Here is a 15,569-nt window from a genome sequence, read left to right as displayed (position 1 = left end):
CCCCTCTCTTACGCTTCCTCAGTTACCCAGGCCTTGTTCCTTGAGGAATTCGTAGCCCTTGGCCTCAAGTTCATCGACCAGTTCGTAACCGCCCGTGCGGACAATACGACCGTAGGCCAGAACATGAACAACGTCCGGTTTGATGTACTCCAGCAGGCGTTTGTAGTGAGTAATCACCATGAAGCTGCGGAAGGGAGAACGCATAGAGTTGACTCCTTCGGAAACGATACGCAAGGCATCAATATCAAGACCAGAGTCCGTTTCATCCAAAATAGCATACAATGGTTCCAGAAGCATCATCTGCAACACTTCATTCCGCTTCTTCTCTCCTCCGGAAAAACCTTCATTGACAGCACGCGACGTAAATTTTCGATCCATCCCGAGAGCCGCCATTTTCGCATATAAAATTTTATAGAAATCGACTGCTCCCAGTTCTTCTCCTTCTGGCATGCGAGCCTGCAGAGCCGCCCGGAGAAAATTGGCGTTGGAAACCCCCGGTACTTCCATCGGGTATTGGAAAGCCAGGAAAATACCGGCGCGGCTACGTTCGTCCACGCTCATGTCGAGGACGTTCTGACCGTCCAACAGGATCTCTCCACGAGTGACTTCGTAATCCTTATGACCGCAAATAACTTTGGACAAAGTACTCTTCCCGGAACCATTAGGCCCCATGATTGCATGGACTTCACCTTTGGGAATTTCCAGGTTGATCCCCTTCAAAATTTCAACCCCCTGCACGCTGGCATGAAGGTCATTAATAATCAGACTCATTTTTCCTATGAAAACAATCAGGATTTGGGACGGTTGAGAATGACGCCTTTAATGGTGATATCCACCTCGTCAATACAAACGCCTTCGGGCATATTCAGAATTTGCTCCAGCTTAGCCCCAAGCTTCAAGGTCACGTCGTAGATTTTCCCGGTCTGGGTATCCTGAAAATGACCATGATCGACAAGATTGGGACAAAAACGTGAAGGCTCCCGTTCAAAGTTGACTTGATTGACCAGCCTGTGAGCAACCAAAGCATCCAAACAATTATAAACAGTCGCCAGGGAAATGGAGGGCATCCGTTCCCGAACGCGGGCAAACACTTCTCCGGCCGTCGGATGATCCCGTTTCTCCATCAACACATGATAAACCTCTTGACGCTGGCGAGTCAGACGCAATCCGGCGACTGTCGGCAGAGTCGAATGAGACTTGGGAGAGGGTGTCGGATGTTTTTTAGGATTAATCATCTGTTCACAAAAGGTTGTGGTACGACATTAATTCACAATCAGCCTCACAGAATCAAGAACAATTCTCAAAATTCGAAACTAAAAAAGGCGGCCATCACTGATGACCGCCTTTCGGAAATTGGAATAGATACCAACTTAGTTGGCGGATTCTTCCGGAGCCACATTGACGCGGCGACCATCGCGGTCAAAAAACACACGACCATCCACAAGGGAGAAAATCGTGTAGTCACGCCCCATGCCAACACCGCGGCCGGGATGCCACTTGGTACCACGCTGACGGATAATGATGTTGCCGGCGATAACGGCCTGACCACCGAACTTCTTCACGCCGAGGCGCTTGCTGCGGGAGTCACGACCGTTCCTTACAGAACCTTGACCTTTCTTATGTGCCATAACTTGAAATGATTGGGTAGAGGATTAAGCCTTGATGTCGGTGATTTCGAGCTTCGTCAGGGCGCGACGGAAACCTTTCTTCTTGTGGAAGCCCTTGCGGCGCTTGAACTTGAAAGCCACGCCATGCTTGCCACGGCACTGGCTGACGACTTTAGCGGAAACGGAAGCGCCAGCCACAATGGGAGCACCCACTTTGACGGAACCTTCATTTTCCACCATCAGTACTTGGTCGAACACGGTATCAGAGCCTTCTTCAAGCTCGCTGATGCGTTCCACAACGATAAAATCTCCCTTTTGCACGCGATATTGCTTGCCACCGGTTTTGAAAACTGCGTATGCCATTGCTGTCACTTCTTAAGTTGATGAATCCACAAAAACTGCGGGTGACGGAGTTCATCACGCTATCGATTAAAACGCAAGCAAAATTTCACACGATTATGAAAAAATGGTATAAAATTTTTAATGAAGGCCCGGTATCGGTTCATTCCCCCGAGGAAATGACCGCACTGGGCGAACAGATCGGCGCCCTGCTGGAGGGAGGAGAAATCCTGGCATTAGTAGGTAATCTGGGTGCCGGCAAGACGCATCTGACCCAAGGAATCATGAAAGGGCTCGGCTCTTCCCACGGAGCGGTAAGTCCAACGTTTTCTCTCGTCCACGAGCACCGGGACGGACGTCATCCGGCCAGCCATTTCGATTTTTACAGACTAAAACACGAGGAAGAACTCAGTCAAATCGACTGGGAGGATTACCTTTCCCGGGGCGATATCCTCATCGTGGAATGGGCGGACATGTTCCCGGATGCCTTGCCGCACACGACGGAATGGTTGTTGATTGAACACAAAGGTCCGGAAGATCGCCTCGTCACCCTGCACCAGGCAAACTGACCTTTTCCCTTATTTTACGGACGAAATACCATGACCGGCCCCGTTTTCGAGGACTGGACGCTACGCACTTTCCTCACGGCTTCAATCACAAGACCGGACGCATGTTCCATTTCATCTTCCGTCGTCATGGATGAAATGGAAAAACGAAGACAACTCCTCGCCTCCACATCGGAAAGTCCCATAGCCGTCAACACATGCGATGCATGAGGATTGGCCGTACTGCAAGCCGAACCGGCAGAACAAAGCATGCCAAGCGGTTCCAGCAACAACATCAGAGCCTGGGCCGTACAACCCGCAAAAGAGATATTGGAGGTATTCGAGACACGTTCACTCCCGGCAGACTGAATCTCCACCCCGTCGAGGGCAGCCTGTAATCTGCCTTCAAACGCATCTCTGAGACGCCTCATGCGACAGGCAGCCTCATCCAACTGACGGGCCGCCAGCTCGGCTGCCGCCCCAAAGCCGACAATGCCGGCCACATTTTCCGTTCCGGATCTCCGACCATCTTCCTGTCCGCCACCGAACAACAACACCGGCATACGACACCCAGACTTTACATACAAGGCGCCGACCCCCTTGGGGCCATGCATCTTATGTGCGGAAAACGAAGCATAATCGACCCCGACCCCATGCAAATCCACCGGGATCTTGCCTAGAGCCTGCACCCCGTCCACATGCACGGGCACCCCGGCTTCATGGGCACAAGCGCACAACGAGGCTACATCCTGAACGACTCCCGTTTCATTATTGACCCAGGTCAGAGATACTCCAGCCACATCTTCCTCACGAACAAAACGCGCCCATGCATCACAATCGACGACACCTTGGCGATCCACCGGACATTCCGCGGGCAGCACCACCCCTTCCCTGCCCAACTGGCGCAATGTATGCAAAGATGCATCATGATCGGTTGCCACGCACATCATATGGGATGCCGACCCGGCAGTTCCCATCCGGGCCATACCCCGCAACACCGTATTGATCGCCTCTGTAGCACCGGACGTAAATACGATTTCGCCCGCGCTTGCTCCGGCCAGGCGTGCCACATGTTCCCGAGCCTCTTCAATGGCACGTCTCACCGCACGCGCTGAGACATAGTCGGCAGAGGGATTCATGAAACAATCCCGCAGGTAGGGTTCCATTGCGGCAAAGACTTCATCCGCAATGGGCGTCGTAGCATTGTTATCCCAGTAGATCACCCCGATATTGGAACCAGCCCCGCCATGACGAGTCAAGCGCACATCCCGGCTTCCCCTCCGGAAAAAACGTGCCATAATGCAGCCAGCTATGCGATTTCTCATTACAGCCGGCCCCACGAGGGAAGCCATCGATCCTGCCCGCTTCATCAGCAACCGTTCCTCCGGCAGAATGGGGTACTGCCTTGCGGAAGCTGCCGTCCACCACGGCCACCAGGTTATCCTCATCTCGGGCCCCACATCTCTGGATATTCCGCATGGGGTCGACTTCCTCCCTGTGGAATCCTGCCAGGAAATGTACGATGCCGTAGCCAATTACTGCAACAAGGCCGACATCGCCATTCTCTGTGCCGCCGTTGCGGATTACCGTCCCGTCTCCGTCGCAGCGCAGAAAATCAAAAAAACGGCCGACCGCATGGTGTTGGAACTGGAACGTACGCCGGACATTCTCGGCTCCATGCGCAATGTTTTCGGATTCCGGGGAACTCTCGTCGGGTTCGCTGCGGAAACCAACGATGTGGAAACCTATGCCCGGGGTAAACTGGAACGAAAAAAGTGCGATATGATCGTCGCCAACGATGTCTCCCGCCGCGACATCGGCTTCGATAGTTCGTGCAACGAAGTCACACTCATTGAACCGGAAGCTTCCCATTTCCTGGAAAAAGCCCCGAAAGAGACCATTGCCGTGGAAATCATCCACCGCGCCTGCAACATCCATGAACGGACTCATCCGTAAATACGGAGCCATCCTCCCCGTCCTGCTCTCAGCAATCGCTCTGCTCGCCTTCCGGCAAGCCACGGGAGCTCCCATGACCTACACCCCCGTTCCCTCTTGGACTACCCCTGCTTCCACGCCGCCAAACTCCATCGTCCTCCGGCAAGATCCCGCCTCCGGCCTTTTGCTAGTCAGCGCATGGATCAACGGTAAGCCCTGTACTCTCATCGTTGATACGGGCACGACGCATACCGTGTTCGACACGCAGTTCATCCAGCGCAACTTCCCCGGCTCTCCCCGGAGTCCCATCTGTCTGCAACCGGGCAGCAACGTCATCTCATCTCCGGAAGCCTTTGCCGTCGGCACACTTCGCTTGGGAGAATCCGTCCAGCGTTCGTTCTTTGCCGTCGTCATGGACATATCTTCCCTTCGATCCGCACTGGGCACTCCCGTTGACGGCATCCTCGGCATGAACAGCCTTGGCATTGCTCCCTTCGTAATTTCCGCCTCACAGGGCCGTCTCCAGTGGTTTCCCGGCTCCACACCCCATCCTGACGGTTTCCTCCCCATCCCTTGCCGCAAAAATTCCTTGGGAGGCATCACTATTTCCGGAAACACGGGAACCCGGGAATTGGATTTTCTGATCGACAGCGGAGCCACTTTCACTTCCGTTCCCGCTTCCTGCTGGCCGAACGGACCGACATCCCTCGTAATTCAGGAAACCGCCGATATCAACTCCCGGATATCCAGAACGGAGACAAGACGCCGCGGCACGCCCCTCAATATCTGCTTCGGGAATGCTTTGACCCTGCCCGGAGTAGAACCCGTACTGACGGAAAACGCTATTCCCTGTATCTTGGGGCTGGATATGTTACGCCAATTCGATATGCTGATCGACATGAGAAGGGGCACCATCCGCATACGCCCTGCCCCATACGCACAGAAAGACCATCCCTGACATCTCCCCCGCATGCCCCTGACGCTCTCCGATATCGGTTGGAATGACCACTTCGAACAAGCTTTCCGCGCTATCGCCAAGGAAGGCTGGCTTCCTGGTCGCCTGATCAGGGAAACCAAAATCAACTTTTCCGTCCTTCTGGACGGAGGTGAAGAACTCGATGCCGTCGTCAGCGGCAAACTCTGGCACGATGCCGCCACAGATGCTGAACTGCCTGCGGTCGGAGACTGGGTCGCCATCGACCCCGGCAAGCCGGGCGACGAACCCGTCATCCGCGCTATTCTGCCTCGCCTCACTCAATTCTCACGCAAAGAACCCGGTAAAAGCAGCGCCGAGCAAGTCATCGGGACCAATGTCGACATCGTCATCGTGGTAACCGATCCCGGCCCGGACTTTAACCCGCGGCGCATGGAACGCTACCTCACGCTCATCCGCAAAAGCGGAGCCTCCCCCGTAATCCTGCTCAACAAGATCGACTGCTACGATAAAAGCGACCTCGACAATGCCATCTCCTGCCTCCGCGAACTCTCGCCGGAAGCGACTGTCATCCCCGTGAGCGCACTCACAGGAAAAGGAATCAAGGAACTCCTCAAACTCGTCAAACCGGGCGTTACCCTCACCGTTGTCGGTTCGTCGGGCGTCGGTAAATCCACTCTTGTCAATAGTCTCCTCGGAGAAGAATGGCTCTGGACCGGCGACGTCAACAAAACTACCGGCAAAGGACGCCACACAACCGTGGCTCGCGAACTCGTCATCCTCCCCAAGGGAGGGATTCTCATCGACAACCCGGGAATGCGCGAAATCCAAATGTGGACGGATGAACACACCCTCCGGGAAAGCTTTGCCGACCTCACCGAATTAGCCGGACTCTGCAAATTTGCCGATTGCAGCCATGGCAATGACGCCGGATGTGCTATCCGGGACGCCGTGCACCGGGGAGAACTTTCCGAAGAGCGCTACCTCCACTTCCTCAATTTGGAGGAAGAAATACGCAAACTCATTCAGCGTCAAAAAAAACGCCAGATGAATATAGAACGTGCCCAAAAACGAGAAAAGAAGGTTCAAGCCCGCAATTACGAAGACAGGCTGGATCTCGAGAGGCGCCAAAATCCTAATCGGCGCTCAGGGCATTAAGTGTCTCTCTCCCATCGTCACGCGAAGGAAGCAAGGATTGCATCATGGCGATTGTGCGGCGAGTCGCTCCCGAATGGGCTTTCAACGCTACCATGGCTCGCGAAGCCTGGGCATGTGCAATGAGAGGATTGCCCACAAAGTTGTCCAGAACCGATGCCAATTGTTCAGGGAGACACTGAGTTACACCGTCCACTCCGATCAGAAGATTCATCAAAGCGGAGAAATTCTCCATGTGAGGTCCCGTTACTACAGGAACGGAACAGGCAACAGCCTCGGCAGGGTTCTGTCCGCCTTCAGCCAGAAAACTCTTGCCGATCACAGCAACCTGGGCCAGAGCTGTCCAGTCTCGAAGTTCTCCCGTCGTATCAGCCACATAGCAAACGTTTTCTCGCAAAGTCTTGGGGATCGCTTTTTCCGATCTCAACACGCACTGCCAGCCGTCTTCTTCCAAGGCAAGAGCTACTTCCTGACGGCGTTCCGCATGGCGTGGGACAATCAGGGGGAATCCTCCGGCCTGGCGGATAGCACGTGCAATCAAAACTTCCTCTCCGGCATGAGTACTGGCAGCCAGCACCACGGATTTACCACGCGAAAGCACGCGCAGGATTTCCTCAAACTCAGAGCGGAGTTTCGGCTGCATCGCCGACTCCTGGTCAAATTTAATACTGCCCGTCACATGGATAATCGAAGGGTTTACTCCAATCCCGGCGAAACGCTTGGCATCCTCCTTATCCTGAACTCCCATCGCAGAAAGAGCGGAAAAGAACAATCTCGTCAGCGGACGCACCATCCGATAGCGCTTCTCGGACCGGAAGGAAAGACGCGCATTAATCATGCACATCGGAATCCCGCGACAAGAGGCCGCATATGAAAAATTAGGCCAAAGCTCGGCCTCCACCAAAGCGATCAAATCCGGACGGAACCGATCCAGACATCTGCCGGGCAAACCGGGAATATCCAAGGGGCCATAGAGAACGCGTACACCTTCCAGACCGGCCTCACGGGCAGTAGCATGCCCTGTGGATGTTGTCGTAGAAAGAACGACAGGGCCTTTTTCCGTCTGCTTCCAGGCACGGATCAATTTCAAGGCAATCATGACTTCCCCTACACTGACTGCATGAATGAACAAACCGCCTGTAGGCTCCTCTTCCGCCGGGATGCGATACCAGCCGAAACGCTCCAAAAGCCCTGTCCCGAATCCGCCGCGGCGCTTCATTTTAAGCAAGTAACCCGGCAACGCAAAAACCAGGAAAAACAGGTAGATGACATCATAAACAATCCGGATCATCCACTTCAACGCATTCATGGCAATTCTCCCTTTCCGCTTCTCTCGTAAATCATAATGACATTCTTGCCGTAACGCCGCGCATCCAGCAACTTCAACCCTTTCAATTCCATCGAGTCCTGTCCCGCCACGCCCCAGCCCTCCTGGGCTTCAGCAATAAACAATCCATCCGGCTTCACAAGGCGAAAGACCTCGGCTTGTGCCAGTTCGGCGATGAAATCCCTGTCTGCCGGCCCCTTGCAATAGGGAGGATCGGCAAACACGATATCATACTGCTTCAGGCCGGATGCGGCATCTCGCCTCACACAGGATACGGCATCCGCACACAGGACGGAACCTCCGGAGAGCCCAGCCTTCTTCATATTCGCCCGGATAACCTCGCAGGACGCACGGGATACATCTACCATAACGGATGACGAAGCCCCGCGACTCAACGCTTCCAAGGCAAAAGCCCCGGAACCGGAAAACAAATCCAATACGGAAGCCCCCTCGACGCGTTCCCCCAGAATGGAGAAAAGCGCTTCCCTCACCCTGTCGGTAGTCGGACGAACCTCGCCCTTGGGAACCTGCAGGGTAATACCGCCGGCTTTTCCGCTAATAATGCGCATGGATGGGAAATCGGAGCGGAGAATAAACGGAAAATCCGGCAATCAACAATTCTTACTTGCCGACGCTCTGCTTGGCCTTTTCAAGAAGAGGATCTTTCTTGGCTGCTCCGACGGGAATACGGATAATGAAACTGTCATTCCAGGTCGGACGGCCTTCGTTCGTCAATTCGAGAATATTATAGATGATATACACAAACTTGCCGTCGTCCGTCTTGCCGATAATAATGTTTTCCGCAAACTGGGAGATGGAATCCTTTTTCTCAAGAAGCCATTCCTGGCCTTTCCAGGCACCCAACTGATAATCCGCCGTATGGACGACATTGCCCTTGAAGGTCAAGTCGCCATTCGGAGAAATCCACATGTTCTTGGCGGAATTGTATTCCAGAGTGCTTAAGGGAAGAGGGGTCGTTTGCGTGCTGGAAAGCATTTTCCATACGTTTTTGTCGGGCGTAGCCGAAATGCCGACAACGACCGGAGCGACATCGACAATCTTCTTTTTGTTCCAAACTTCAATATACTTGGCGTATTCTTCCTTACTCAGCCCGAAACGCTCGTCGAAAGGCAAAGGATAACCGGGTTTGACCAGCTTGGCGAGTTCCTGCTGTTCTTCCTGGGGACGACTGTTGCTGATATTCTGAATTTTCTGCAAGAAAGCAGGAAGTTCCTGATCCACTTCTACCCTCACCAAGGCACCTTGGACAAGACCGTTTTCAGGAAGATAACCACCAATAACAGGCGTTTCTGCCGAATCGGCTGCGGCAAAAGAAGGGGCAACCATGGCGGCGGCCATAAAAATGGAGGCAAAATGTTTGAATGTTTTCATCTGTGTGACGTCATATTAATCAGCGAAAGCATCTTGGCAAGAGTCAAAATGAATGATATGAAACCACTAATGTCACGCATCCTTCCTATTTTGGCCCTAGCGACAGCAAGTATCCTTCTTGTTGCCTGTTCCGCGACGCCCCAATCTCGCATCCAGGCAAATCCGTCCGTCTTTAACGAATTGCCTCCTCAGTACAAAAACGCGGTTCAGCAAGGACGCCTGGAAGAAGGCATGCCGCCTTCTGCCGTTTTTCTGGCATGGGGGCACCCGACTTCCGTCAGCGAAGGCAAAATCAATGGGAAAAATACCGTCCGCTGGCTTTACTCCAGCCTCCAACCGGTCGCCACACCTTCTCCTTTTCTCTGGGGCGGCGGTTACTGGGGGCCATACCCTTATTATTATAACCGCTTTGGCTACATGAATAACGTCACCTACGTCCCCGTCAACACGGGCTTCGTCCAGTTCGTCAACGGGAAAGCTACGTCATGGGAAAAAAGATTAGACTAAAATCACAATCGGCAACGTTTCCATTCATGTATCCAAACGGGAGAACCTCGTCACCTATCCTGTCATAGGAGATCTTCTCCTTGATTCCACAACAAAATAACCCCATATATTAAGAGATATGAAACCTCATTCCATCATTGCAATATCAGCCATGGCCCTCGCGGTTTCCCTGACTTCCTGCTCGGATCCATACGGCGCCACCAATACCTACAAGGAAAACCAGATCGGCGCCACGCAAGAAGCAGTCGAAGGCGTTGTCACCAACATTGAAAAGGTCGCCATCCAGGCCAATAATGCCAACACCGGTACCGCTATTGGAGCAGTTGCAGGCGGCCTCGGCGGAGCCATGCTCGGCGGAGGCAATGCCAAGTACGCTACTTCCGCCGGCGGAGTCATCCTTGGAGGTTTGGTCGGCAACCAGATCGACAAGGCTGTTTCCGAAAAGAACGGCGTGCGTATCACCGTCCGTCTTGACGGCAGCAAGCGCTCTGTCTCCGTTGTTCAGGAATATGACTCCCGCCGTCCGATTACAGTCGGCCAGCGCGTCCAGGTTCTGATGGGTTCCACCGGTTCCCGCATCGTTCCTCTCTATTAACAGCACACGGTATTCCCGAATCACATGGCATCATTTGGCACACTTCCCGATGGTCGCAGCGTGGATATTCATGAATTGAAGTCCGATTTGCTGTCAGTCCGCATTACCAATTACGGAGGACGTATCATTTCCGTCTGCAAAGACGGGATTGATATGACCTGCGGGCCCAAAACCTTTGATGCCATGCTCCGGGATACCTGTTACTGCGGCGCTATCTGTGGACGCGTCGCCAATCGAATCGAGAAGGGAAAGTTCTCTCTTGATGGAAATTCCCACCAGCTCGCCGTCAACAATGTCCCTAACCATTTGCACGGAGGGCTGGAAGGATTCGACTCTAAAATCTGGGATATCCAGGAGGCGACAGACAAGAAACTAGTGTTGACTCTCCACTCCTCCGACGGAGAAGAAAACTACCCCGGTAATCTTGAAATCGTAGCAACCTATCGGCTGGAAGAAACCACTCTTGAACTCAAACTGGAAGCCTACACCACCGACATCCCAACCATCGTCAACCTGACGAACCACGTCTATTGGAACCTCAACGGTAACGGCACCATTGACAACCACACCCTGGAAGTTCGGGCAACGGCCTACACCCCCAAAGACGATACCGGCATCCCTGATGGCCGTATTCTGCCGGTAGTCCATACGCCATTCGACCTCCGCAAACCCGGCCTTCTCGGAGAATGCAATTCCCCCGCCAACCCGGAAATAGCCGGAGGATACGACCACAATTACGTCCTTCCCAGCGAAGGGGGAGAACAAGTAGCAGCCATCCTCCGATGCCCTGCTTCAGGCAGAAAAATGGTTATCGCTACCGATGCCCCAGGTCTGCAGGTTTACACCGGCGATTACCTCCCCCAACCTCGCCACGGGATTGCTCTGGAAGCGCAGGGATTCCCGAATGCCATCAACATTCCCCACTTTCCAAGTATCGTTCTGAGACCGGGACAATCCGCCCTCCGTACCATCACCTGGACTTTGGTCTGACCCTCCCGCTCACACCATTCCCCATTTTCCAAAGCCGTTTCCTCCACCAGCAGGAAACGGCTTTTTCATTTCGCTGAACCAGAGGACATCGTCCTCCTTCCTTCGAAATACTCACCATTCTCTTAAGCGGCATTTCGTCACGCCAGTCTCTTTCCTCCGGTGAGAAAACAAAAAACGCGCCCGGAAAACCGGACGCGTGAAAAATATCAGTGATAAATAAAGAAGGCAGAAGAACCTCGCTAGAAGCCAGCCCTTCTGCAATCAGAATTTACTTGCCCTTCTGGACAACGACGGGAGCGGGAGCCGGCGTAGGAGCAGGCTGTTGCTGCTGCTGGCTGCAGGAGGCGACCACGAGGGCGGCGCCAGCGAAAGCGAGGATAGCGATGTTCTTCATAATTCGAATTGATTATCAGTTTATGTTACTGGAACCCAACGCCACGCGCTGGATCACTGCCGCGGAGTATAAACACGCCCAATATGAAATCAAGTGTATTTTCAATACTAGTGACATAAATAAAAAACGCGCCCGGCATCACCGAACGCGTCGAATTGTAAAAAATGAGAACGAGGAGGGCATTCGTTTCCGACCCCGCCCGCATCAGAATTTACTTGCCCTTGACGACTTGCACCTGAGGAATGGGATTAACGGGAGGAGTAACCTGCTGCTGCTGGCTGCAGGAAGCAACCACGAGGGCCGCACCGGCGAAAGCAAGGATAGCGATGTTTTTCATAATTCGAATTAATTATTATCAGTTAATACTAAAGATCCTGACGTCGACCGCAGGATCTAGTGTAAAGAATAAGATCCTCATGGCGTGAAATCAAGCGCATTTTACATGTTCTTAACTGTTATTCATAAAAAAGGAGAGGTGCCCGTCCGACACCTCTCCCTCCGTAATTTTTATTTTCGTTTCAATTAGGCCTGGATGCTTTCACCCAGCTCGACAATGGCATAGTCGCCGTCGGGACGACGGTACACGATCTGAAGCACGTTGCGGCGCGCATTGCGATACAACACGAATGGTTTATCGTTGAGTTCCATATCCATAATAGCCTCTTCCTTGAAGAGTGTACGCAGGGTGTACCCTTCGCGATGGATAAGCATGGGTTCCGGTTCTTCCTTGGGTTCTTCCGGAGTCTCTTCCAAGACATCGGCTTCGTAGATGCCTTCCGGAAGATGGCGGATGCTTTCCTGGTGATGAGGACGGAATCCCTTCATAATGCGTGTCTTATGCTTACGCATACGGCGCATGACCTTGGTGACTGTCTCATCAATGGCGGCATACATATCCGTACCTTCCGTGGAAGCGTCAATCGTGATATGATTGGAACAAAACAGGATAATTTGAGCAATTTGCCTGTCGCGCTGAATATCCAGCACAACTTTGACTTCTAAAATCTTCGGCGAATCGATGCGTATCCCCTCAATCTTCTTCACGACGAACTCACGGATAGCATCAGTTACTTCTACATGGCGCCCAGTGACGGTAATGGGTATATTGACGTTTACCTTTTGCATGGCGTTTACCTCTTTCTATATTGGTTAAAATGCGGGTCCACCCGCAACTCATAGGATATACAGTAAAAAATTCCTTTTGCAAGATTTCCTTTGGCATACGGTAAGAAAATACCGCCATACGAACACATTTTTTTCGGGACGAGATTGACAATCCGCCTGAGAAATCCATGCTCATATCCATCATGAAATACCAGCCCATCCCAGCAGCATTTTTTCAGGAAAACAGAGATGAACTCGCCTCCAAACTTCCGGCAGGGAGCTTGTTGATCATCCACTCCAACGATGTATATCCCACCAATGCCGATGGGACCATGGCTTTGCATCAGAATGCCAACCTGTTCTATCTCTGCGGAATCGACCAGGAAGAAACGGTTCTCGTCATGGCTATCGGCGCCAATGGTTCCCATCAAGACACTCTTTTCCTTCGTGAAACAAACGACCAGATTGCCATCTGGGAAGGAGCCCGGCTCAAACGGGAACAAGGCTCGGAACTCAGCGGCATTCGGGATGTCCGCTGGACCACGGAATATGACGCGCTGATCGAACAACTCGTACCCGCCGCCTCTACCGTCTATCTGGAAGAAAACCAGCACCCGCGCTGCACCAGCCCCGTCCAGACTCGCAATGTCCGCCTCGCTTCGGAACTCAAATCCAAATTCCCTGAAGCCGAATACGCCAATATCTATCCAATTCTCGGCGACATGCGCCTCATCAAGAAGCCTGTCGAGATCGAATACATTAAAATGGCATGCGATATCACGGGAGAAGGCTTCAAATCCCTCCTCAAAGCCCTCAAACCGGGCATGGGAGAATGGGAAATAGAAGCAATCCTTTCCTACGAATACCTTCGCCGCGGCGCCCGCAAATTCTCCTTCCTGCCAATTATCGCTTCCGGGGACAACTCCTGCGTCCTTCACTACATTGTCAACGACCAGATTTGTCGGGACGGGGACCTTGTCCTTCTCGACATCGGTGCCGAATACGGCAACTACAATGGAGATATGACCCGAACCGTCCCTGTCAACGGACGTTTCACCCCTCGTCAGAAAGCCGTCTACAATGCCGTACACAATGCCATGAAGTATGCCATGCAGATCTTGCGACCGGGCATTGATAAAAAAGAATACGAACGTCTCGTCCGTGTCTTCGTCGGCAACGAACTGGTCACCCTGGGGCTGCTGACCCCCGAAGACCTGGCTGAAAAGCCGGAAGATCCGCCCGCCGTCCGTCGTTATTTCATGCATGGGGTTTCCCACTCGCTGGGCCTTGATGTCCACGACGTTGGAGACCCTCAGCCCGTACTTCAGGCAAACATGGTCTTCACCATCGAACCCGGCATCTACATCCGGGAGGAAGGCATCGGCATCCGCCTGGAAACAGATGTCCTCATCGGCGAAGAATCCAATACCGATTTACTCGCCCAGGTCCCCCTCGATGCGGACGAAATCGAAAAATGGATGGCGGAATAAATCCGGACATGAACCGTTCTTCCCTTGACAGATAGGACTCTTCGGAGTTCCATCTGTCTTCCTGTCATGTCAAAAAAGATCAAATTCGCTCTCCCCAAGGGTAGCCTTCAGGATGCCACGGTAGAATTGTTCCGCAAAGCCGGATACAATATCTACGTGTCCAGCCGAGGTTATCGCCCCACATCCGACGATGACTCCCTTGACATTTTTCTGATCCGCGCCCAGGAAATCGGCCGTTACGTCAATGACGGATTCATTGACTGCGGTATTACCGGAAAAGACTGGATCTATGAAAACAAGGCCGATATCGAAGTCTTGACTGACCTCCAATATTCCAAAGCCACCTCCAAGCCTACGCGCTGGGTGCTCGTCGTCCCTGAAGATTCCCCGATCCGTTGCGCAGAAGACCTCCAGGGTAAGCGCATCGCGACGGAAGGAGTCGGCATCACGGAACGCTGGCTGGAAGAAAAAGGAATCAAGGCTCACGTCGAATTCTCCTGGGGAGCCACCGAAGTCAAAGTCCCCGAACTTGTGGACGCCATCGTGGATATCACGGAGACCGGCAGTTCCCTCAAGGCCAACAAGCTTCGCATCGTCGACACCTTGATGCACTCCTACCCCCAGTTCATCGCCAACAAGGAAACCATGCAGGATCCCGAAAAGCGCGAGAAACTGGAAAATATGGTCATGCTTCTCAAGGGTGCTCTGGAAGCCCGCAACAAGGTCGGTCTCAAAATGAACCTGCCCAGCGCCTCCCTGACTCAATTGACCGAGTGCCTCCCGTCCCTTCGCCGCCCCACCGTCTCCCCTCTGACGGAAGAAGGTTGGGTCGCCGTGGAAACGGTCATTGACGAAGCCGTCGTTCGCGATATTATTCCGCAGCTGAAATCTCTCGGTGCGGAAGGCATCATTGAATACCCGCTCAGCAAGCTGGTGTACTAAAGGACCTTTTCTCATCATAAGAAACAAACATAACGAACCACCATCATGGGATCGCTGAAAAAACGCCGTAAAGCAAAGATCAATAAGCACAAGCGCAGCAAGCGCATGCGCCAGAACCGTCACAAGAAGCGTTTGCGTTACAAGTCCTAAGCACGCGTTTCATACGCTGTTTCAAGGGCTGCAAACTGCCTTCCGTCATCATTTATCTCGGAAAAACTTCCGGCGTCCATTTTCATGGGCGCCGTTTTCGTTTTCCTCAACCACAACCGAGGCCCAAGGAAATCAATCCATTCAAATCACGGCATATCGAATA

21 protein-coding genes are annotated in these 15,569 nt (G+C 52.9%); 10 read left to right on the top strand and 11 right to left on the bottom strand.

The genetic code is table 11. The annotated features are described in order from the left end of the window. Positions 1-18 precede the first annotated feature (18 nt). From sufC to rplU, 4 genes are all read right to left on the bottom strand, one after another. Complete coding sequence (gene sufC, locus QET40_RS01680) at positions 19-771, bottom strand: Fe-S cluster assembly ATPase SufC (RefSeq protein ID WP_280125436.1); 753 nt, start codon at positions 769-771, stop codon at positions 19-21. 17 nt (positions 772-788) lie between these two features. Continuing rightward, a complete protein-coding gene (locus QET40_RS01675) occupies positions 789-1,235 on the bottom strand; it encodes a transcriptional repressor (RefSeq protein WP_280125435.1) in 447 nt (148 codons plus the stop codon). 135 nt (positions 1,236-1,370) lie between these two features. Then, on the bottom strand, positions 1,371-1,628 hold the full coding sequence (gene rpmA / locus QET40_RS01670) for a 50S ribosomal protein L27 (protein WP_280125434.1): 258 nt from the start codon (positions 1,626-1,628) through the stop codon (positions 1,371-1,373). A 24-nt stretch (positions 1,629-1,652) separates the two neighbouring features. Continuing rightward, on the bottom strand, positions 1,653-1,970 hold the full coding sequence (gene rplU / locus QET40_RS01665) for a 50S ribosomal protein L21 (protein ID WP_280125433.1): 318 nt from the start codon (positions 1,968-1,970) through the stop codon (positions 1,653-1,655). Positions 1,971-2,065: 95 nt separating this feature from the next. On the opposite strand from rplU, the gene tsaE reads away from it, so the two are divergent. Next, positions 2,066-2,515, top strand: coding sequence for a tRNA (adenosine(37)-N6)-threonylcarbamoyltransferase complex ATPase subunit type 1 TsaE (tsaE, locus tag QET40_RS01660; RefSeq protein ID WP_280125432.1), 450 nt, complete (start codon positions 2,066-2,068; stop codon positions 2,513-2,515). 14 nt (positions 2,516-2,529) lie between these two features. Here tsaE and QET40_RS01655 read toward each other — a convergent pair whose 3' ends face one another. Then, entirely contained in the window at positions 2,530-3,789 is a 1,260-nt protein-coding gene (locus QET40_RS01655) for a cysteine desulfurase family protein (RefSeq protein WP_280125431.1), read from the bottom strand. 13 nt (positions 3,790-3,802) lie between these two features. Here QET40_RS01655 and QET40_RS01650 point away from each other — a divergent pair, with 13 nt between their 5' ends. The 3 genes from QET40_RS01650 to rsgA are packed head-to-tail and all read left to right on the top strand — an operon-like array spanning position 3,803 to position 6,518. Then, positions 3,803-4,447 carry a phosphopantothenoylcysteine decarboxylase gene (locus tag QET40_RS01650; RefSeq protein WP_280125430.1) on the top strand — a complete coding sequence of 215 codons (645 nt, stop codon included), beginning with the start codon at positions 3,803-3,805 and terminating at the stop codon, positions 4,445-4,447. After that, complete coding sequence (locus QET40_RS01645; protein ID WP_280125429.1) at positions 4,428-5,384, top strand: pepsin/retropepsin-like aspartic protease family protein; 957 nt, start codon at positions 4,428-4,430, stop codon at positions 5,382-5,384. The genes QET40_RS01650 and QET40_RS01645 overlap by 20 nt, the downstream gene beginning before the upstream one ends. 12 nt (positions 5,385-5,396) lie before the next feature. Then, positions 5,397-6,518 (top strand): ribosome small subunit-dependent GTPase A, encoded by a 1,122-nt coding sequence (gene rsgA, locus QET40_RS01640; protein WP_280125428.1) that lies wholly within the window; start codon positions 5,397-5,399, stop codon positions 6,516-6,518. Here the strand turns inward: rsgA and QET40_RS01635 are convergent. Genes QET40_RS01635 through QET40_RS01625 form a run of 3 tightly spaced genes read right to left on the bottom strand, consistent with a single transcriptional unit; the run spans position 6,496 to position 9,234 of the window. Next, positions 6,496-7,824 (bottom strand): glycosyltransferase N-terminal domain-containing protein, encoded by a 1,329-nt coding sequence (locus QET40_RS01635; RefSeq protein ID WP_280125427.1) that lies wholly within the window; start codon positions 7,822-7,824, stop codon positions 6,496-6,498. The two genes, rsgA and QET40_RS01635, sit on opposite strands and share 23 nt — an antisense overlap. Then, positions 7,821-8,411, bottom strand: coding sequence for a 16S rRNA (guanine(966)-N(2))-methyltransferase RsmD (rsmD, locus tag QET40_RS01630; protein WP_280125426.1), 591 nt, complete (start codon positions 8,409-8,411; stop codon positions 7,821-7,823). Before rsmD ends, QET40_RS01635 begins: the two co-directional genes overlap by 4 nt. A 52-nt stretch (positions 8,412-8,463) precedes the next feature. Next, complete coding sequence (locus QET40_RS01625; protein ID WP_280125425.1) at positions 8,464-9,234, bottom strand: hypothetical protein; 771 nt, start codon at positions 9,232-9,234, stop codon at positions 8,464-8,466. Between the two features lie 57 nt (positions 9,235-9,291). Between QET40_RS01625 and QET40_RS01620 the strand changes: the two genes are divergently transcribed. From QET40_RS01620 to QET40_RS01610, 3 genes are all read left to right on the top strand, one after another. After that, the gene (locus QET40_RS01620) at positions 9,292-9,741 is read left to right on the top strand and encodes a hypothetical protein (RefSeq protein WP_280125424.1); all 450 of its coding nucleotides are present in this window, start codon (positions 9,292-9,294) and stop codon (positions 9,739-9,741) included. A gap of 118 nt (positions 9,742-9,859) precedes the next feature. Beyond that, entirely contained in the window at positions 9,860-10,336 is a 477-nt protein-coding gene (locus tag QET40_RS01615) for a hypothetical protein (protein ID WP_280125423.1), read from the top strand. A gap of 24 nt (positions 10,337-10,360) precedes the next feature. Continuing rightward, entirely contained in the window at positions 10,361-11,326 is a 966-nt protein-coding gene (locus QET40_RS01610; protein WP_280125422.1) for an aldose epimerase family protein, read from the top strand. Between the two features lie 268 nt (positions 11,327-11,594). Here the strand turns inward: QET40_RS01610 and QET40_RS01605 are convergent, their stop codons facing one another. The 3 genes from QET40_RS01605 to raiA form a co-directional block, all read right to left on the bottom strand. Further along, positions 11,595-11,720, bottom strand: a complete 126-nt coding sequence (locus tag QET40_RS01605) for a hypothetical protein (protein ID WP_280125421.1) — start codon at positions 11,718-11,720, stop codon at positions 11,595-11,597. Positions 11,721-11,931: 211 nt separating this feature from the next. After that, the gene (locus tag QET40_RS01600; RefSeq protein ID WP_280125420.1) at positions 11,932-12,057 is read right to left on the bottom strand and encodes a hypothetical protein; all 126 of its coding nucleotides are present in this window, start codon (positions 12,055-12,057) and stop codon (positions 11,932-11,934) included. A gap of 185 nt (positions 12,058-12,242) precedes the next feature. Next, the gene (gene raiA / locus QET40_RS01595; protein ID WP_280125419.1) at positions 12,243-12,845 is read right to left on the bottom strand and encodes a ribosome-associated translation inhibitor RaiA; all 603 of its coding nucleotides are present in this window, start codon (positions 12,843-12,845) and stop codon (positions 12,243-12,245) included. Positions 12,846-13,012: 167 nt separating this feature from the next. On the opposite strand from raiA, the gene QET40_RS01590 reads away from it, so the two are divergent. The 3 genes from QET40_RS01590 (at position 13,013) to QET40_RS01580 (ending at position 15,406) form a co-directional block, all read left to right on the top strand. Then, a complete protein-coding gene (locus QET40_RS01590) occupies positions 13,013-14,314 on the top strand; it encodes an aminopeptidase P N-terminal domain-containing protein (protein ID WP_280125418.1) in 1,302 nt (433 codons plus the stop codon). 66 nt (positions 14,315-14,380) lie between these two features. Then, positions 14,381-15,256: an ATP phosphoribosyltransferase gene (gene hisG / locus QET40_RS01585; protein WP_280125417.1), complete on the top strand. Its 876-nt coding sequence runs from the start codon at positions 14,381-14,383 to the stop codon at positions 15,254-15,256. A 45-nt stretch (positions 15,257-15,301) separates the two neighbouring features. Then, a complete protein-coding gene (locus QET40_RS01580) occupies positions 15,302-15,406 on the top strand; it encodes a hypothetical protein (protein WP_012420149.1) in 105 nt (34 codons plus the stop codon). Positions 15,407-15,569: the final 163 nt, after the last annotated feature.

Origin of the sequence: Akkermansia sp. N21169 (assembly GCF_029854675.1) — a bacterium.
In the GTDB taxonomy this organism is placed as follows: domain Bacteria; phylum Verrucomicrobiota; class Verrucomicrobiia; order Verrucomicrobiales; family Akkermansiaceae; genus Akkermansia.
This window is presented reverse-complemented; position numbering and strand designations above follow the sequence as displayed.